General features: G+C 72.1%; 15 protein-coding genes. 7 read left to right on the top strand and 8 right to left on the bottom strand.

The features are described 5' to 3' along the window. Nucleotides 1-94: 94 nt before the first annotated feature. A complete protein-coding gene (locus ACIBW9_RS27815; RefSeq protein ID WP_398959529.1) occupies nucleotides 95-2,629 on the bottom strand; it encodes a SpoIIE family protein phosphatase in 2,535 nt (844 codons plus the stop codon). Nucleotides 2,630-3,213: 584 nt separating this feature from the next. On the opposite strand from ACIBW9_RS27815, the gene ACIBW9_RS27820 reads away from it, so the two are divergent. Further along, a complete protein-coding gene (locus ACIBW9_RS27820; protein WP_398959531.1) occupies nucleotides 3,214-3,846 on the top strand; it encodes a GNAT family N-acetyltransferase in 633 nt (210 codons plus the stop codon). A gap of 25 nt (nucleotides 3,847-3,871) precedes the next feature. On the opposite strand, the gene ACIBW9_RS27825 is transcribed toward ACIBW9_RS27820, so the two are convergent. Then, on the bottom strand, nucleotides 3,872-5,602 hold the full coding sequence (locus ACIBW9_RS27825; protein WP_398959533.1) for a dolichyl-phosphate-mannose--protein mannosyltransferase: 1,731 nt from the start codon (nucleotides 5,600-5,602) through the stop codon (nucleotides 3,872-3,874). A gap of 156 nt (nucleotides 5,603-5,758) precedes the next feature. On the opposite strand from ACIBW9_RS27825, the gene ACIBW9_RS27830 reads away from it, so the two are divergent. Continuing rightward, nucleotides 5,759-6,538: a maleylpyruvate isomerase family mycothiol-dependent enzyme gene (locus ACIBW9_RS27830; RefSeq protein ID WP_398959535.1), complete on the top strand. Its 780-nt coding sequence runs from the start codon at nucleotides 5,759-5,761 to the stop codon at nucleotides 6,536-6,538. Nucleotides 6,539-6,739: 201 nt separating this feature from the next. Here ACIBW9_RS27830 and ACIBW9_RS27835 read toward each other — a convergent pair whose 3' ends face one another. Beyond that, nucleotides 6,740-7,555: a class I SAM-dependent methyltransferase gene (locus tag ACIBW9_RS27835; protein WP_398959536.1), complete on the bottom strand. Its 816-nt coding sequence runs from the start codon at nucleotides 7,553-7,555 to the stop codon at nucleotides 6,740-6,742. 171 nt (nucleotides 7,556-7,726) lie between these two features. Between ACIBW9_RS27835 and ACIBW9_RS27840 the strand changes: the two genes are divergently transcribed. Then, on the top strand, nucleotides 7,727-9,823 hold the full coding sequence (locus ACIBW9_RS27840) for a DUF1996 domain-containing protein (protein WP_398959538.1): 2,097 nt from the start codon (nucleotides 7,727-7,729) through the stop codon (nucleotides 9,821-9,823). A 45-nt stretch (nucleotides 9,824-9,868) separates the two neighbouring features. Here ACIBW9_RS27840 and ACIBW9_RS27845 read toward each other — a convergent pair whose 3' ends face one another. The 4 genes from ACIBW9_RS27845 to ACIBW9_RS27860 form a co-directional block, all read right to left on the bottom strand. After that, nucleotides 9,869-11,140: an MFS transporter gene (locus ACIBW9_RS27845; RefSeq protein ID WP_398959540.1), complete on the bottom strand. Its 1,272-nt coding sequence runs from the start codon at nucleotides 11,138-11,140 to the stop codon at nucleotides 9,869-9,871. A 227-nt stretch (nucleotides 11,141-11,367) separates the two neighbouring features. Continuing rightward, nucleotides 11,368-11,649: a hypothetical protein gene (locus ACIBW9_RS27850; protein WP_398959542.1), complete on the bottom strand. Its 282-nt coding sequence runs from the start codon at nucleotides 11,647-11,649 to the stop codon at nucleotides 11,368-11,370. A gap of 50 nt (nucleotides 11,650-11,699) precedes the next feature. Beyond that, complete coding sequence (locus ACIBW9_RS27855) at nucleotides 11,700-13,280, bottom strand: glycerol-3-phosphate dehydrogenase/oxidase (RefSeq protein WP_398959544.1); 1,581 nt, start codon at nucleotides 13,278-13,280, stop codon at nucleotides 11,700-11,702. After that, nucleotides 13,277-13,876 carry a TetR/AcrR family transcriptional regulator gene (locus tag ACIBW9_RS27860; protein ID WP_398959546.1) on the bottom strand — a complete coding sequence of 200 codons (600 nt, stop codon included), beginning with the start codon at nucleotides 13,874-13,876 and terminating at the stop codon, nucleotides 13,277-13,279. The genes ACIBW9_RS27855 and ACIBW9_RS27860 overlap by 4 nt, the downstream gene beginning before the upstream one ends. Before the next feature lie 94 nt (nucleotides 13,877-13,970). Between ACIBW9_RS27860 and ACIBW9_RS27865 the strand changes: the two genes are divergently transcribed. Both ACIBW9_RS27865 and ACIBW9_RS27870 read left to right on the top strand, forming a co-directional pair. Beyond that, on the top strand, nucleotides 13,971-15,569 hold the full coding sequence (locus ACIBW9_RS27865; RefSeq protein WP_398959711.1) for an FAD-binding oxidoreductase: 1,599 nt from the start codon (nucleotides 13,971-13,973) through the stop codon (nucleotides 15,567-15,569). Nucleotides 15,570-15,621: 52 nt separating this feature from the next. Then, nucleotides 15,622-16,503 (top strand): YegS/Rv2252/BmrU family lipid kinase, encoded by an 882-nt coding sequence (locus ACIBW9_RS27870; RefSeq protein ID WP_398959548.1) that lies wholly within the window; start codon nucleotides 15,622-15,624, stop codon nucleotides 16,501-16,503. Between the two features lie 62 nt (nucleotides 16,504-16,565). Here ACIBW9_RS27870 and ACIBW9_RS27875 read toward each other — a convergent pair whose 3' ends face one another. Then, entirely contained in the window at nucleotides 16,566-16,979 is a 414-nt protein-coding gene (locus ACIBW9_RS27875; protein WP_398959550.1) for a hypothetical protein, read from the bottom strand. 60 nt (nucleotides 16,980-17,039) lie between these two features. Between ACIBW9_RS27875 and ACIBW9_RS27880 the strand changes: the two genes are divergently transcribed. Next, nucleotides 17,040-17,489 carry a flavodoxin family protein gene (locus ACIBW9_RS27880; RefSeq protein WP_398959552.1) on the top strand — a complete coding sequence of 150 codons (450 nt, stop codon included), beginning with the start codon at nucleotides 17,040-17,042 and terminating at the stop codon, nucleotides 17,487-17,489. A gap of 87 nt (nucleotides 17,490-17,576) precedes the next feature. Continuing rightward, nucleotides 17,577-18,050, top strand: coding sequence for a carboxymuconolactone decarboxylase family protein (locus ACIBW9_RS27885; RefSeq protein WP_398959554.1), 474 nt, complete (start codon nucleotides 17,577-17,579; stop codon nucleotides 18,048-18,050). Nucleotides 18,051-18,062: the final 12 nt, after the last annotated feature.

Consider the following 18,062-nt stretch of genomic DNA (forward strand, 5'->3'; position numbering starts at 1 on the left):
GTCTACACTGCCGGGCCGCGTGAGGCGAGAGGCGTCACAGCGGGTGACGAAGATCGCCCTCTGTCCGGGTGCCGGTCACGGGCGGTGGACGGTTTCACTGCTGGTTCCCGTGCGCCGCACGGCGCGTGGCGAGCAGCAGCGCGATGTCGTCGGGGCGGTCCGCGGAGTGCCGGGCCGTCGCGGTGAGGCGGTCGGCGACCCCGGCCAGCGGACGGCGGCCCGGGCGGGCGGCAGGCGCACCGACCTTGGCCAGGGCCACCCGCAGGGCGGTGATGCCCTCGTCGATGTCGACACCGGGCCGCTCCACCAGCCCGTCCGTGTACAGCGCGAGGACGGCGCCGGGCTCGATGCGCAGCTCGGCGACGGGGTACTGGGCGTGCGGATCCACGCCGAGCACGACCCCGCCGGGCAGGTCCAGCACCTCGGTGTGGCCGTCCGGGTGCCGCAGCAGCGGCGGCGGATGCCCGGCGCGGGCCGCTCGCGCCAGGCCCGAGGCCGGGTCCAGCCGGATGTAGCAGCAGCTCGCGAACTGTCCGGGGTCGAGGTCGATCAGCAGATGGTTCGTGCCGCTCATCACCTCGTCGGGCGGTCGGTCACCGAGCGCGAACGCCCTTACGGCACTGCGCAGTTGCCCCATGGTGGCCGCCGCCTGCACGCCGTGTCCCTGCACATCGCCGATGACCAGCGCCAGACCGTCCCCGGCCTCCACGACGTCGTACCAGTCGCCGCCCACCTCCATGCCCTGCGTGCCGGGCAGATAGCGGCCGGTGGTCTCCACCTGCGGATGGGCCGAGAGCCGGCGGGGGAGCAGGGCCTGCTGCAGTCCGCGGGCGAGCGCCGCCTCGCTCTCGTAGCGCTTGGCCTTCTCCATGGCGTGGGCGATCAGCCCGGCAAGCGCGGTGAGGGCGGTGCGCTCCTCGGTGCTGAAACTGCGCGAACCGTCGAAGCCCAGGATGCAGGAGCCCACCGGACGCCCGGAGGCGATCAGCGGCAGGAAGGCGCGGGCCCCCTCGTCCGCGTCCAGCGGAATGCCCGGATAGGCGGCGGCCAACTGCTCCATCGAGTCGAAGAAGATCGGCCGGCCGCTGGTCAGCGTCTCGACCCCGGGCAGATGGGCGTCCAGGCCCACGCCCTCGAAGGGGCTGAGGAACCCTTTGGGGAAGCCGTTTTCCCAGGCCAGGTACAGGTGCCGGTCCTGGAGCAGATAGATGGCGAGGCGGCGGCCGCCGAACGCGGGCAGCAGTTCCCGCATGACCACGGCTGCCACCTGCCGTGCGGTGACCGCCTCCGTCAGCGCGATGGCGAGCACGATGGGGCGGTACAGCGGCGCCATCGACGGGACCCCCGCCGAGGTGGCGGTGGCCGGGTCCCGGGTGAGTTCGGCGGCAGCGTCGGCCACCCGGTTCGCCGGGCAGAAGGTGCAGGTCAGCACGTCCGGTCCGGGGTATACACAGACGTCGAGCCAGGCGCCCTCGTACGAAGGGTCCTCGTCCTGCGCACCGTCCGTGGCGGGCCGCGCGACATGGAAGCGCACCGGGTCCGGGGACAGAAGTGCGCTGCGCAGGTGGTCCTCGAAGGCGGGCTGGTTGTTCAGCCACGGCACGCTCTCCCAGAGGGGACGGCTGAGCAGCTGGGTCCGGGAGCAGTGCAGCAGCTGTCCGGCGCGCGGGTTGGCGTAGAGGACCAGCCCCAGCCGGTCCAGGCAGAGCACCCCGTCGGGCAGCAGATCGGCGGCGTCGGCCGCCGCGCCGGGCCCGGGATCGACGATGAAACCACGGACCGGATGCGCGCCGGACGGAGTGCCGGGCGGGGCCGGGGCGGCGTACGGGCTCCACAGCTCCACCAGGCGCAGTGCGCCGTCCTCGGCCCGCACGTACAGCGGCAGCGGCGGCGGTCTGCCCGCGGCCGTCTCCCGCAGGGCGGCCAGGACCCGCTGGGCCTCGGCCGGGGCCACGGCGTCCGCGAGCGCCTCCACGGACGTGGCGAACGCGTCGATCGGCACGCCCAGCAGGGCGGGCAGGCGTTCGTCCACGGTCACGACGTCCGTCACCGGGTCCCAGGCGAAACCCCCGGCACGCCCCGCGGGCGGGCGCGCGCCGGGCGGCCGTACGGACACGGGCTCCCCGTCCCAGGCGACCGACGACCTGCCGCCGTCCTCAAGTCGCCACAGGGCCGTGCCCAGGTCGTCGGCCAGCCGCACCATGCGGTCGCGGTGGTGGAGCAGTTCGGTGGCGTCCGTGGTGGAGGGCCGCAGCACGCTCAGCACCCCGAAGGTCGTCGAACCGCAGCCGATCGGTACGTGCATGGACCCGAACTGGAACGGCAGGCCGGCCGCGAACTGGGGATAGCGGCGCATCGTCTCCGCGGCGTTCGGCAGGACCACCTGCACGCCCAGCCGGTAGGCGTCGGCCACCGGGAACGGGCGGTCCACATGCAGTCGCCACCAGGGCCGGAACAGCGGGCCGGGCAGCCCCGCGAGCACCGCCAGCCGCAGCAGCCCGGGCGTGCCGGAGCGCAGATAGACCGCGCCCGAGTGCCCGCCGGCCGCGCCGATCGCCTCCGTCGAGGCGTCGATCAGCAGTGCGGCCAGCTGTCCGGGCGTCCGGTGTGCGTACTCCGCGCGAGTCATCGGCCCTACCTCGTCCGTACGCCGTCCAGCGGGCGACACAGCAAGAATGCGCCACTACGGGCGTGTGGCGCACCTGGGCGGAGGGAAACGCCGGACAGACCGGGATGTGACGTGAAGATCTCCGGTCCGGTCATCGGGCGGAACTGTAATGGGCATGTATCCGGGCGTTCGTCCCCGCGCCCACGAGGAGTGATCACTTGCTGAGCACCCTCACCGGCGCCCTCACCGGCACCCTCAGTGTCCAGCAGGCCGTCGCCGCCGGGCCGCCCGAGAGCGGTTCGCTGCATCAGTATGACGACTTGCCCGTCGGACGCCGCGAACACCGTCGCGCCGGGCGCCGTACCGCTGGACGACGTGGGCCCCTCCGGGCGACCGGCATCTGCTGGAAGGCCGATCCGCAGGACCACGGCTGCCGGACCGCCTTCATCCTCAACTATGACGAGGACGACCCCTGCGGGGCCAGGTGGCCCGCAGACCACCGGCACACCGGACGAGTGCAACCAGGGCCGGCCCGTCGGCGCCGGCTCCCGGGTTCCGACTGGCGGCGGGTTGTGGGAGCGCTCCCAGTTGTGGAGGATGGCCCGGTGACCGCGCCCCCCGCCATCCGCCCCTACCGCCCAGAGGACCGCGAAGCCCTCGACGACATCTGCATCCGCACGGCACACAACGGCCAGGACAGCCGTCCCGTCTATGCGGACCCCACCATCTTCCCTACGATCTTCGCGGCGCCCTACGTCGTGCTGGTGCCGGAACTGGCCTTCGTCCTGGACGACGGGCACGGCCGGGCGGTCGGCTACATCCTCGGCACCGCGGACACGCACCGCTTCGTAGCGGAGTTCCGCACGAAGTGGCTGCCCGTGGTCGCGGACCGCTACCCGGAGCCGACCGGACCGGCGACGATCCCGGACGAGGAGATGATCCCCCTCCTGCACCACCCGGAGCGGATGCTCGTCCCCGAGGTCGCCGCGTACCCGGCCCATCTGCACATCGATCTGCTCCCCGCATGGCAGGGCCAGGGGCACGGGCGCGGGCTGATGCGGGCCTTCCTGCGGGCGCTGTACGACCAGGGCGTCGACGCCGTGCACCTGTCCATGGTCACGGCGAACACCCCGGCCAGAGCCTTCTACGACCGGCTGGGCTTTCACCGCATCGACGTTCCGGACCCGGGGCCCGTCACGTATCTCGGCCGCTCGACAGGGGAGTTGGACACCCTGTGACGCCCCGGGAACGTCAACTCCGGCCTCATATCCAGGTGTCCAGCCACATCCGGGCCCGCCAGTCACCGTACGGGATCGTCGTGCCCGTGTAGAGCGGGTAGAAGTAGATGAAGTTCCAGGCGATGAGCAGCACCAGCACGCCCGCGCTCACCGCGCCGACCAGCCGCCGCCGCTCGTCGGCCCCCGACGGCCCCAGCAGGGCCCCGGCCGTCATCGCCACGGCCAGGCACAGGTAGGGCACGAACACGACGGCGTAGAAGGAGAAGACCGTACGGTCCTGGTAGTTGAACCACGGGAGGTACCCGGCGCCGACCGCGCACAGGACCGCGCCCGCGCGCCAGTCGCGGCGCAAGGCCCACCGGAACAGCAGGTAGAGCAGTGCGCCGCAGGCCGCCCACCACAGCAGCGGCGTGCCCAGGCCCAGGATCTCCTGCGAGCAGCCGGTGGCGGCGTGGCAGCCCTGCTGCCCGGCCTTCGGCGACTGGTAGTAGAACGCCACGGGGCGCCCCTGGACCAGCCAGCTCCAAGGGTTGGACTGGTAGCGGTGCGGGGCGTGGAGGCCGATGTTGAACTGGTAGACGGCGTGTTCGTAGTGCCACAGGCTGCGCAGCGGAGCCGGAACCCAGGACCAGGTGCCGCCTCGGCCGTCCGCCCAGTGCCGGTTGTAGCCGTTGTCGGACAGGAACCAGCCGGTCCAGGTCGCCAGATACGTCAGCACGGCGACCGGCACCAGGGAGAGCGCCGACCAGCCGAGATCCTTGCGCAGCACCGCCCGGTACGGGTGGCCCGCCCCGGCCACGCGGCGTGAGCCGACGTCCCACAGGAGCGTCAGGGCCGTGAAGAAGACCAGGAAGTAGAGGCCGTTCCACTTGCTCGCGGCGGCGAGCCCGAGGAGGACACCGGCCGCGAGCCGCCACGGACGCGCGCCCATGCCGACCTGTTCGCCGGTGTACGCATCGGGACGCGCGAAGCCGTCGTCGCCGATGGGCAGGGCCGCTGCCAGCCGGGCACGCGCCTTGTCCCGGTCGACCAGCAGGCAGCCGAACGCCGCCAGCGCGAAGAACATCACGATGAGGTCGAGCAGGGCGGTCCGGCTCATCACGAAGTGCAGGCCGTCCACCGCCAGCAGTGCTCCGGCGAGACAGCCGAGCAGCGTCGAACGGAACAGTCGGCGCCCTATTCGGCACAGCATGAGCACCGACAGGGTGCCCAGCGCCGCCGTCATGAACCGCCAGCCGAACGGGTCGAGTCCGAACACCCCCTCCCCGAGGGCGATCACCCACTTGCCCATCGGCGGGTGCGCGACGAAGCTGCCGGTGTCGGAGAGCGGGATCACCTGGGGGTGCGCCAGGATCTGCGGGTCGGCGATCTTGCGGTCCGGCCAGCTGCCCTCGTAGCCCAGCCGCAGCATCGCCCAGGCGTCCTTGGCGTAGTACGTCTCGTCGAAGACGACGGCCCGCGGTTGCCCCAGCCGCCAGAACCGGAGCGCGCCGGCCAGCATGGCGACGAGGACCGGCCCCAGCCAGCCCATGGAGCGCGCGAGGCGGCGGGCCGTCCGAGGGCCGAGGCCGATCAACTCCCAGACTGTCGTGGCCGGTTGGGGAAAGGGCGGCACCAGCCGGGCACGGACGTCGGTCCGGGGGGCTGCCGTGTACCCGAACCGCCGCAGCCGCAGCGCCCAGGGGGTCGCCTCGGGTGCGGTGGTCGCGCGGGCGTCTTCGTCGACGTCGGCCCGTGTGGGGGTGTCACTCGTCACCGGGTCATCGTAGGGAACGCCAGTACGGTTCGATTCGGCGCCCGTGGGTGCGGCCTGCGTCTTGCTCGCGAACGTCGACGACAGGGTGGTGTCGGTGGTGCGGGTGCCTAGGGAATCCGAGTGCGACCGGGGGACCGGTTCGCCCATCATGAGCGGATGACTTCGCTGACCTTCGACCGCTGCTGTCGCGAGATCGTCACCCAGACCGACCTGCTCAGAGCGCTGGTCAAAGGAGCTAACACCAGTACCCCGGTCTCCACTTGCCCCGGCTGGGATCTCGGCCGGCTGCTGCGGCACGTGGGCGGGGATCACCGCTGGGCGGAGGAGGCGGTCCGGACGCGAGCCGTCGAACCCGTTCCCGGCGACCCCGTCGACGACCCGGCCGCATACGCTCGACTGGACGACCGCGCACTGGACGACTGGCTCGCCGAGGGAGCCGCACGACTCGGTGCCACCCTGCGCGATGCCGGCCCCGATGCACGGGTGTGGACCCCGGCCCACGATCGGAACACATCCTTCTTCTGGGCCAGGAGGATGACGCACGAGACCGTCGTGCACCGTGCCGATGCCGCGCTGGCGACGGGCGCCGCATTCACGCTCGACGACGACACAGCCGTGGACGCGGTGCAGGAGTGGATGGAGTTCGCGACGGTCCCGGAGGCGTACGAGCCACGGCCGGGAGCGCCCGGCCTCCTCGGCCCCGGTCGTACGCTGCAGTTCGAGGCGACCGGCGCCGGACAGTGGCACGTCGACCTCGGCGGTGACCGGCCCGTGTGGCACAGCGGGCGCGCGGCGGCCGCCACGACCGTACGCGGACCGGTCACTGACCTGCTGCTGTTCCTCTACCGGCGCCCCGCTCCCGCGGTCGAGACCCGAGGCGACACGGCACTGCTCGAACTCTGGCTGACCCGTACGGGGTTCTGGCTGGAGGCGTAAGGGACGGGACGGGAGCGCGAGGCGGTTCGCGGCCGGTGAGACGGTACAACTGCGGACTGGCCGTCCACCCTTCCCACGCCCGAACGCGCATTGCGCGTGTTCCCGGTCCGCCGTCGTGGCATGGGTTCTTCGGGTTTCCGCAGGGCCGCCGGGTGCAGGTCACCGAGCCGCGGCGGCGAAGAGCGGTCTTACGGGCGACCGTCAGTTGTCGCGGCCTCCTGCTCTCCGGCCCCGCACGCCCCAGGCGCGTGCCCGGAGCGGGATCGAGCCGTCCGCCCGAGTCGGCACCCGCTCCCGCAGTGCTTCCCGAAGTCGTTTTCTGGCCGCCGGTGCGAGCGAGGCGACATAACCGGGGGCAGGTCCCTGACCGGCGAGGAACGGATCCCACAGATCGGCGAAGTCGTCGAAACGGGTGGGGACTTCGAGGGGCGCGACCTCCACCTCGACCAGCGCGGCCTCGCTCCACAGCCGCCGCAGTGGGGTCGGCGCGCACAGCGGGAACCGGCGGCCCTCGTCCAGCTCCGCCGCCGAGCTGGGATCGACCGAGGCCACGGCGTCCCAGAAGTGCCGTAGAAGCCCCATGCCTTCTGCGTAGTCCCACACATACGCGGCGACCAGCCCGCCCGGCGTCACCACCCGCGCGGCTTCGGCGACCGCGGCACCGGGCTCGGCGAGGAAGTTGAGGACCAGTCCGCTGACGGCCACGTCCACCGCTGCGTCGCCCACGGGAAGGGCCTGTGCGTCGGCTCTGGCGAAGAGCGCGGGAGGGGATCCGTGCGCCCGGGCCGCGGCCACGAACCCGGCGGACCGTTCCACCCCGAGCAGCGTCCGGGGCCGGCACCGGCGCGCCACGGCCGACGTCAAGGCCCCCGGGCCGCAGCCGACGTCCAGCCACCGGGCGCCGGGCGCACACGCCAGCCAGGCCACGAACGCGTCGGCCACCAGGCGGCTCCAGCGTCCCATGTACCGCTCGTACGCGTCTCCGGCGCTCCACACGTCGAAGTCCTGCCCAGCCACGCTTCCACTGTGCCGTGCTGTCCCGGTTTGCGCCACGTGTGGGGATGTGGGGGCACGCGCTTTCTAAGAGGTTCGTATGAATCTGTGGGGTGCTTGAACACGCTGGTTCCGCCGTCCGTATGTGGCGAGGGATTTCCATGCCTGACCGCCGTGATCCGTAGGAGAACTCTCGTGGGACGCAACACGCGCAGACGCCCAACAGGCCCGCGCCGCGCAACCTTTGCGGCATTCGCGCTGATGCTGGGCGGAGGCGGGCTGGTGGCGGTCAATGTCTACGCCTCCGCGACGGAAGGCGGTTCGGGCACGGACGCGCAGACGCGCAGTGCCGCGGCCGGCACGATCGACTGCCCGGACGTCGGCAGCAGGTTGACGCAGGTGCCGGAGCAGGCGCGGGGCGAGGTCGACAAGGAACTCGCCTCGATGGACCAGCAGATAGCCGAGGCCTACCAGCGGCTGCAGGCGGCGACGCCGGAACAGCGCCAGGACGGCGGCTACACCGACGACCAGGTCATGAAGCCGCTGAAGGAGAAGCGCAGCGAGTCGCTCGACCGCATCGGCAACGCCATGGACCAGGCCGGCCGGCGTCCCGACGGTCTCGGATCCATGGCGGACTGCTCGATGCGCACCTGGAACGACCAGAACGGCGGCCAGGATTCGCAGGGCGGCCAGCAGCAGGGGCAGGGAGACCAGCAGAACGGCGGCCAGCAGAACGGCGGCGGTCAGCAGGCCGGCAACGGAGGCCAGGCCGGCAACGGGCCGGTCGCCGGGGACTACCAGGACATCAACTCGGTTCAGCCCAATGCCCCGGCGCCGGACCTCAAGTCCTTCGTCTCCAAGGGCACCTTCACCACCAGTTGCGGTGTGAACGCGAACGGCCTGCGCAACTCCGACAACGTGATCGTCGCCCCGGGTGTCACCAACGGCGCCCACCACTTCCACGACTACGTGGGCAACCAGTCCAACAACGCCTTCGCCAGCGACGACGACCTCGCGAACGCGCAGACCAGCTGCGAGAACCCGGGCGACAAGTCCACCTACTACTGGCCGGTGCTGCGGCTGCAGAACGGCACCCAGGACAAGGACGCCAACTCGCCCGGCGGCGGCATCGAGGGCAACGCGGGCCAGATCGTGACGCCCAAGCAGGTCACGATGACGTTCATCGGCAGCCCGCGCAGCCAGGTCACGGAGATGCCCCGCCTGCTGCGCATCATCACCGGCGACGCCAAGGCGTTCGTGAACGGCCCGGCCAACGCCAACGCCTCCTGGAGCTGCACCGGCTTCGAGGACCGGCAGCTGAAGGACAAGTACCCGCTGTGCCCGCAGGGCAGCGACGTGGTCCGCACCTTCAGGTTCCAGAGCTGCTGGGACGGCCGCAACATCGACAGCGCCAACCACCGCACCCACGTGGCGTTCGCCGACGCCTCCGGAAACTGCGCGAACGGCTTCAAGGCCATTCCGCAGCTGGTGCAGCGCATCGTCTACGACGTGCAGGCGCCGAGCCTGCAGGACGGCGGGCGTACGACCCCGCTGTTCGCGGTGGACTCCTTCCCCGAGCAGCTGCACAAGCCGGTCACCGACCACGGCGACTTCATCAACGTCTTCGACGAGGGCCTGATGAAGGAGGTCGTGTCCTGCATCAACGGTGGCCGTGAGTGCGGCGCCGGCACCGGCGAGGACCCGGGCTCCGGCGGGGGCGCGACCCAGCAGCCGACCGACCAGCCCAGCGAGCAGCCCACCGACCAGCCCACGGCCACGGACCAGCCGACGGCCACGGCCGAGCCGACGGCCACGGATCAGCCCACCCAGGAGCCGACCGCCGAGCCCACCGACGAACCGACCACGCCTCCCGCCGGCGACCACAACGGCAACTCGGGTGACGGGTCCGGCCAGGGGAACTCCGGCAGCGGATCCGGCGACCAGAACACGCAGCCCGTGACCACCGCTCCGGAGACCGGGCAGCCCGCCGACGACGGCACGCCCACGATCTCCAGCACGTCGGAACCGAGGGTCTACGCATCGGCCAAGGCCTCCCGGAGCGCCGCGGCCGCACCGGCGAACGGCGGCACCGACGCGGGCGACAACTCCGCCCAGCCTCAGGCCACGGGCGGGAACGTCCCCGCAGCCGGCAACCAGACCGAACCGCAGGCGGCCCAGAGCGGCGCACTGGCCGAGACCGGCACCACATTGTGGCCGGCAACGGTCGGCACCGTGCTGCTCCTCGCGGGGCTGTTCCTGCTCACCCGTACACGGCGCAGTTACCTGCGCTGACGCCTCGGGGCCCCTGCAGCCGCTGCAGGGGCCCCGGCACCGCTGTTACGCCGCTGCCCGTACCCGCCCGCGCACCCGGACACTCCAGACCAGCACGGCCGCCAGGGCGATCGACGCGACGGCCGTCGACATCCCGGCCTGAACGCCGACCCGCACGGTGAGGGTGCCGGCCACCAGGGCGCCGAGTGGAACACCCAGGCCCGAGGAGAGCATCCGGCGCGTGGTGTTGACCCGGCCCTGCAGCTCGGGCGGCGTCACCTCCTGGGAGTACGTCATCGTGTTCACCAGGACGACGAGGTAGGCCGACCCCCATACGGTCAGGGCGACCAGCGTGATCCGCCAGTCCGAGCTGAGGACGACCGCCAGGCCGAGCAGGGCTCCGACGGGGAGCACTCCCAGGAGGAGGGGGAACGCCTCGAAGCGGCGCCGCAGCCGGGGCAGCAGGAAGGACCCGCCGATGCCTCCGGCACTCCACGCCATGTACAGCAGGCCGATCCGCCCGTCGGCGCCGTGGATGCCCAGCACGCGGTCGGCGAAGACGACGAGCTGGCCGATGACGGCCCCGCCGGAGAAGGACTGCAGGGTGCCGACCACCGTCATCAGGCGCAGCGTCGAGTGCCGACGCAGGAAACGGAGCCCTTCCCGGACGGACTCCCTGAACCCCGGCCGCTGCTCCGCCGTCCTGCCGGAGGGGGCGGTGTGTGTGACCGCCTTGAGCAGCAGGGCGGAGGCGGCGAAGGACAGGGCGTCCAGTGCCAGGGTGCCGGCCGGGCGGAACAGGACGATCAGGCCTCCCGCCACCGCGTTCCCGGCGATGCGTACGACCGTCTGCGCACCGTAGACGGCACTGTTGGCCTCGGTGAGCTTTTCCTTGCCGACGATGTCGGGGACGAAGCCGTACACGCCCGCGTCGAAGAAGAGGCCGAGAGCGGCCGAGGCGAAGGCCACGACGAGAACCTGGCCGCCGGTCAGGACGCCCAGAGCGGAGGCGGCCGGTACGGAGGCGATGCAGACGGCGTTGAACCAGTCGGTGAGGATCATCAGGCGGCGCCGGTCGGTGCGGTCCGCCACCGTGCCCGCGATCAGTCCGAAGACCACGTAGGGCAGGGTCGCCGAAGCCGCCACCAGGGAGACCATCAGCGGCGAGCCGGTCTCCTGGAAGGTCAGCACGGGCAGGGCCACCGTGGTGACGGCGGTTCCCAGCCCGGAGACCACGCGCGAGAGCCAGAACCAGCGGAAGTCGGGGACGCGGCGCAGTGGGATGTCCGCTGCTTCAGGTGTTGGAGCGCCTGTTTCCTTGCGGGGCAGGGAGGTCATCGCGGTCGGTGGGTCCCTTCGTTGAGGTGTCGTCCGGCGCCTCCAACGGGAACCGGGCGCACAACGCGTGACACCCCATCAGCAGATTGCTGATGGGGTGTCAGTTGGAGCGCGGTGTGTTTCGAGACGGAACCGGCCGCACCGATGGCGGCCCGCGACGCCCGCGGTGGCGGAGCGTGAGCGAGGGGGTTCCGGAAACCCGCAAGATCATAGCAGGCGGCGGCCGGTCAGCTCCGTTGCTCGGACTGCCGCACCGCCTGCTCGACCTCCGCCTCGACCTCGTTGCGGGACCTGCCGGACTCCTTCGCATACTCGGTGACCGACGTCCGCGCCTCGCGGGCCAGGTCGCGCCAGGCGCGGCGGGCGGTCTCGTACGTGTCGGCCTGCTGTCCGCTCCAGCCACCGGGCTGGGTCACCGGGCCGTACGAGTGCTGCAGCTCCTCGACCCGGAGGTGCGCCTCGTCGGCTGCGCGCTGTTTCTCGACCAGCTCGTCGAAGGTATGTGTCACGCAAATGGAGCATAAGCGCACATGTGGCATTTCGCGCGGCGAGCAGGCTCTCAGCCCTTCCGGGACAAGGCCTCGCCGAGCAGTTCCCGCGCGGTCTCCAGCGCCGCGGCGCGGTCTGCCGGCACCATGCCGATCCGGGTGCGGCGGTCGAGGACGTCGGACTCGTCGAGGGCTCCCTCGTGGCGCACCGCCCACAGCAGTTCGGCGGCCGTGACCGGATGGCCCGGCAGCACCCGCTCGCCCAGCCGTGGGTCGTCAGCGCCGAGTGCGAGGACGGCCGGTGCCTCGGTGCCGTAGCGCCGTACCAGATGGCGAGGCGCCTGCACCGCGTCGAGAGTCCGGGGGGATGCGGCGCCGACGAGCGGGAGGGAGGCCGTGGGGGAGGAGCCGGAGGGGAGGCGGCGGGCGGCGACGGCGGTGTCCACGGCGTCCTCGGCCATGCGCCGGTAGGTGGTGAGCTTGCCGCCGACCACGGTGATGACGCCCTCGGGCGAGGTGAGCACCGCGTGCCGGCGGGAGATGTCGGCGGTTCTGGACACGGCGCCGGAGCCGGCCCTGGGTGCGGTGTCCAGCAGGGGGCGCAGTCCCGCGAAGGCCCCGACGACGTCCTCGCGCCGGACCGGGACGTCGAGGACCGAGCCCAGGACGTCGAGGAGGAAGCCGATGTCCGTCTCGGGCGCCTCGGGTACGTCGGGGATCTCGCCCTCGACGGGTTCGTCGGTGAGGCCGACGTAGACGCGGCCGTCGCCCTGGGGCAGGACGAGGACGAAGCGGTTCGTCTCCCCGGGGACGGGGATGTGCAGGCCGGCCGGGAGCGGGCCGAGGTGGTCCGAGCGCAGGATCAGGTGGGTGCCGCGGGAGGGGCGGATGCGGATGCCGTCCACCAGGCCGCCCGCCCAGACACCGGAGGCGTTGATCACCGCGCGGGCCCTGATCTCGCCCTCCTCGCCGGTGAGTTCGTCGCGGACGCGGGCACCGGAGGCGGTCAGCTCCAGCGCCCTGAGGCGGGTCAGGATGCGTGCCCCATGGGCGGCGGCGGTGCGGGCGACGGCGGTCACCAGGCGGGCGTCGTCGACGAGGCGGCCGTCCCAGGACAGCAGGCCGCCGCGCAGCCCGTCGGTGCGCAGGGCGGGGGCCAGATGGCGGGTCTCCAGAGCGGAGAGCCTGCGCGGCGCGGGCAGGGTGGCCCGGGCGGTGCGGGCCGTCAGGCGCAGGGTGTCTCCGGCCCGGAAGCCGGCCCAGGCGAGCGCCGCCTGACCACGGGAGACCAGCGGGGTCAGCGGCAGGACGAACGGTTGCGCGCGGACCAGGTGGGGTGCCGTGCGCTCCATCAGCACACCCCGCTCGACCGCGCTCTCATGGGCGACGTCGAGCTGCCCGGAAGCGAGATAGCGCAGCCCGCCGTGGATGAGCTTGCTGCTCCAGCGGGAGGTGCCGAAGGCCAGGTCGTGGGCGTCGACGGCGGCGACGCTGAGGCCGCGCGCCGCGGCGTCCAGGGCGGCTCCGGCACCGGTGGCGCCGAGCCCGACGACGAGGACGTCCACGGTGGGGCCGCCGACGGTCTCGGCCAGTTCGCGCGACCGCCGGCCGGCGGACAGGGACGATCCGGGGGCGGCAGGGCTGGGGCTCATGGCGTCAGGGTCCTCTCCAGGATGGAGCGCAGCTCCGTGAGGAAGGCCGCGGAGGACAGCTCGGCGTCGTCCTCGTCGGTCATGGTCCGCAGGGACAGGGTGAACGATTGGGCGATCAGCAGCAGGGAGCGGGCCTGACGCTCGGGATGGCCGACGCGGACCGACCCGTCGGCGTGCCCCTGCTTCAGGCCGTCGGCCAGCAGTTCCAGCAGCGCGATCTGGCTGGCTCCGCGACGGTCCAGCACATAGGGCAGGAGCAGCTCGGGATCGACGTCGACGATCTTGCGGAAGAGGGGATGGGCGCGGAAGGACTCCACTCCGGCCACCAGTCCCTCCACCAGCAGGCTGCGCGCGTCCGCCTCCGCTCTTTGCTCGGGTATCGCCCGCGTGGCCACGTCGACCCACTCACGGGTCATCAGGTCTCCGACCAGTGAGCGCACATCGGGCCAACGCCGGTACAGCGTCATCCGGGAGACGCCCGCGCGGCGGGCCACGTCGGTGAGTGTCGTGCGGCGGACCCCGACGGCCAGTACGCAGTCCCGCACCGCGTCGAGCACCGCATCACTGTCCGAGCTGTTGTGACGAATAGGCGTCATGTGTCACAGTGTAACGCCTCGATGCCCCGCAGGGGGCCCGAGGACGGAACAGCTCGAACGGAATCGCTCGAATCGACCGGTGAGGACGACAGTCATGGACATGCTGTGGAGCGGCTGGGGCGACCCGGCCAGGGCGACGCCGCTGCCCGACACGGTGATCGGGCTGTTGCGCGATCTGCTCGGCGTCAAGCCCCGCAGCGCCGAGCCGGTCGGCCTGGCGGACATCGCCGTCCCAAAGGGGCAGTTGGAGCCCGCGGTGCATCAGGCGCTCGTGGCGGCCGTGGGCGGCGAGGAGTACGTACGTACCGACGCGGAGACCCGCATCCGGCACACCCGCGGCAAGTCCACCCCCGATCTGCTCCGCATCCGGCAGGGCGACGTCGAGGACACCCCGGCGGCGGTGCTGCTCCCGGCCGGCCACGACGAGGTCCTCGCAGTGCTGCGCGCATGTGCCGAACACGGCCTGGCGCTCGTCCCGTTCGGCGGCGGCACCTCCGTCGTCGGCGGACTCGCCCCCGGCCGGCGGGGCATCTTCGTAGCCCTGGACCTGCGGCGCATGGACGGCCTGCTCGCCCTCGACCCGGTCTCCCGCACCGCCACCCTGCAACCGGGTCTGCGCGCCCCGCAGGCCGAGGCGCTGCTCGCCGAACACGGCTTCACCCTCGGCCACTTCCCGCAGTCCTACGAGTGGGCCACCATCGGCGGTTTCGCCGCCACCCGCTCCAGCGGCCAGGCCTCGGCAGGCTACGGCCGCTTCGACGAGATGGTCCTCGGCCTCACCCTGGCCACCCCCGAAGGCACCATCGACACGGGCCGCGCACCGCGCTCCGCGGCCGGACCCGACCTGCGCCAGCTCGTCCTCGGCTCGGAGGGCGCGTTCGGCGTGATCACGTCCGTGACGGTCCGCATCCGACCGGTCCCGCAAACCCGCGTCTACGAGGGCTGGCGCTTCCCCTCCTTCGAGGAGGGCGCCGCCGCACTGCGCCACCTCGCCCAGGACGGGCCGCGCCCGACGGTGCTGCGCCTGTCCGACGAGACCGAGACCCTCATCGGCCTGGCCCAGCCGGACGCGATCGGCTCCTCCGACGCCCAGGCGGCCGCCGGATGCACGGCGATCGCCGGCTACGAAGGCACGGAGGACGACGTCGCGTACCGCCGCGGGCGCGCCGCCGCCGTGCTGCGCGAGTGCGGCGGCACACCGCTCGGCGGGGAGCCCGGCGAGCGCTGGGCGCACGGCCGCTACTCGGCCCCCTATCTGCGCGACGCCCTGCTCGACGCGGGTGCCTTCGCCGAGACGCTCGAGACGGCGACCTTCTGGTCCCGTATCCCCGAGCTGTACTCGGCCGTACGCGACGCGCTCACCACCACACTCGCCGAGGCCGGTACGCCGCCCCTGGTCATGTGCCACATCTCGCACGTCTACGAGAACGGCGCCTCGCTGTACTTCACCGTCGTCTCCGCCCAGGGCGAGGACCCCCTCGCGCACTGGACCCGGGCCAAGCACGCCGCCAACGAGGCGATCCTCGCCGCCGGCGGCACCATCACCCACCACCACGGCGTGGGCACCGACCACCGGGACTGGTACGTCCGTGAGGCAGGCGCGCTGGCCGTCGAGGCCCTGCGCGCCGTGAAGCGGCGACTGGACCCGGCCGGACTCCTCAACCCCGGGGTCCTGCTGCCCCTCGACGACTGACCGCCACCCCCTGTCCGGCAGCACCGACCCGTCCGCCCTCGGAGGCACACCGATGCGACAGTTCACCGCCGTCGTCAACCCCACCGCGGGCGGATCCACCTCGGCCGCCGCACTGCTCGCCGTGGCCGGGCCGCTGCGGGAGGCGGGTGCCGAGCTGCAGACCGAGTACAGCCGCAGCCTGGCCCACGCCCAGGAACTCGCCCGGCGGGCGGGCAGCCGGGGCCGGGTGGTGCTCGCCGTCGGCGGGGACGGCATGGCCGGCGGCATCGGCGGCGCCCTCAGCGGCACCGGAGCCGTACTCGGCCTGGTCCCGGCCGGCCGCGGCAACGACTTCGCCCGCGCCCTCGAACTCCCCACGGAACCCGCTGAGCTGGCCGAAGTCCTGCTCCACAACGAACCGCGCGCCGTGGACACCATCGAGGTCGAATCCGCCGCCCACGACCGCACCGTCGTCCTCGGCAGTGTGTACGCGGGCGTCGACGCCCTCGCCAACCGCCACGCCAACCACGCCAAACTCCTGCGGGGCGCGGCCTCCTACTACGCCGGCGGCCTCCGGGCCGTCACCACCTGGCGGCCGGCCCACTACCGGGTCACCGTCGACGGCGAGGAGCACCACCACACCGGCTACACCGTGGTGGCCGCCAACTCCGGCTACTACGGCTCCGGCCGCCTCATCGCCCCCGACGCCCGGGTGGACGACGGCCTCCTGGACGTGGTGATGATCAGCGAGGCACCCCGGCGGCTCTTCTTCGCGATGATGAACGAACTCAAGACGGGCGCCCACGTGAACCGGCCGCAGGTGCGCATCCTGCGCGGCAGGGAGATCACCATCTCCGCCGACCGCGATGTGCCGTTCGGCGCCGACGGCGAGGTCGAGGCCGTTGTGCCCGTCACGGCCAGAGTGCTGCCGGGAGCGCTGCGGGTGCTGTGCTGAGCGGTCCCGGGGCGATCCCATGCCGCCTCGCGAGGCAGTACCGGCCCTGAACCAGTGCCGCATCAGTCAACGTTCGCCCTGTTGAGGAACCAAGCCAACACGGCCACGCCGATGGGTAACGCAACAAGGTAGCCGACGAGGATGCCGACGCCCGGATCAGCGAGCGCAGGAAAGGCCCAGTTCACTGCCGCGGCCACGAGCAGTCTCACCGTTGCCAGCACAAGGAGAGCGGCGACAACAGCAAGCCGACGCGGCGGGTCCGCCCCGCGGTACAACTCAGCCGCAGGTCCGATCGCGATCAGGCCCGTCACGAGGCCGACGAGACTGGTGTCGGGCAGCCACCCGAACGGCCACCCCGCCAGAGCGACCAACCCGGAGAAAGCAAGGCCGACCAGTTCCAGCTCCACGGTGGACACTACCGGGTCCCACGAGCGGCGTCGGATCGAGCCGCTCCCACCGTCCTTTTCATCGGCCACGTCGTCAGAGTAGCCATCGACAGGGCGAACGTTGCCTGATGCGGCACTAGGGTGCGGGATGTGCCCACCTTGCTGATCGTGCATCACACGCCCTCGCCCAACTGCCAGATGATGCTGGAGGCCGTCCTCTCCGGCGCCACCGCGCCCGAGATCGAGGGCGTCGAGGTCGTGCGGCGGGCGGCGCTCGCGGCCACGGCGTCCGACGTGCTGGCGGCCGACGCCTTTGTGCTCGGCACCCCGGCCAACATCGGCTACATGTCCGGGGCGCTCAAGCATTTCTTCGACCAGATCTACTACCCGTGCCTGGATGCCACGCAGGGCAGGCCCTTCAGCTATTACGTGCACGGCGGGAGCGACGTCACCGGTGCGGTGCGCGGGATCGAGGCGATCACGACCGGCCTTGGCTGGCGCCGCACCGCGAAACCCGTCACCGTCACCGGCGAGCCCACCAAATCAGACGTCGAGGCCTGCTGGGAGCTGGGCGCGACGCTCGCCGCGGGACTGCTCTGAGACGCAGGTCACATTCTGGCGTGTCACAACCCGCCGGGCCGTGCCGTCGAAGAGGTGTAACCACCGACAACGGCACAGGAGCACACCATGGAAGCTCGTCTCAACCTCTTCGAGAACCCGGTCGCGGCCAAGCTCTTCCGGCACCTCAACGCGGCGGGCAGGATCGTCTCGGAGTCGCCGCTGCCGCTCGCGACGCAGGAGCTGGTGAAGCTCCGCGCCAGTCAGATCAACGGCTGCGGCATGTGCACCGACATGCACGTCAAGGACGCCCTGGCCGCGGGGGAGGATCCCCAGCGTCTCCATCTCGTGGCGGCCTGGCGGGAGGCCAAGGTGTTCACCGACGCCGAGCGCGCTGCCCTGGAGCTGGCCGAGCAGGGCACCCGCATCGCGGATGCGGCCGGCGGGGTCACGGACGAGGCCTGGGCGAACGCGGCCAAGTACTTCGACGAGGACCAGCTCGCCGCCCTGGTCGCCACCATCGCCGTGATCAACATGTACAACCGCTTCAACGTCATCGTCCAGCAGCCCGCCGGCGACTACCAGCCGGGCATGTTCGGATGACGCCGAGCAGCT

This window comes from Streptomyces sp. NPDC049541 (genome assembly GCF_044465725.1).
Taxonomy (GTDB): Bacteria; Actinomycetota; Actinomycetes; order Streptomycetales; family Streptomycetaceae; genus Streptomyces.

Excerpts from the sequence above, each read along its gene's own strand:
- ACIBW9_RS27815 (WP_398959529.1), bottom strand. The coding sequence starts at position 2,629 with ATGACTCGCGCGGAGTACGCACACCGGACGCCCGGACAGCTGGCCGCA.
- ACIBW9_RS27830 (WP_398959535.1), top strand. The coding sequence starts at position 5,759 with ATGACTTCGCTGACCTTCGACCGCTGCTGTCGCGAGATCGTCACCCAG.
- ACIBW9_RS27845 (WP_398959540.1), bottom strand. The coding sequence starts at position 11,140 with ATGACCTCCCTGCCCCGCAAGGAAACAGGCGCTCCAACACCTGAAGCA.
- ACIBW9_RS27855 (WP_398959544.1), bottom strand. The coding sequence starts at position 13,280 with ATGAGCCCCAGCCCTGCCGCCCCCGGATCGTCCCTGTCCGCCGGCCGG.
- ACIBW9_RS27860 (WP_398959546.1), bottom strand. The coding sequence starts at position 13,876 with ATGACGCCTATTCGTCACAACAGCTCGGACAGTGATGCGGTGCTCGAC.
- ACIBW9_RS27865 (WP_398959711.1), top strand. The coding sequence starts at position 13,971 with ATGGACATGCTGTGGAGCGGCTGGGGCGACCCGGCCAGGGCGACGCCG.
- ACIBW9_RS27870 (WP_398959548.1), top strand. The coding sequence starts at position 15,622 with ATGCGACAGTTCACCGCCGTCGTCAACCCCACCGCGGGCGGATCCACC.
- ACIBW9_RS27885 (WP_398959554.1), top strand. The coding sequence starts at position 17,577 with ATGGAAGCTCGTCTCAACCTCTTCGAGAACCCGGTCGCGGCCAAGCTC.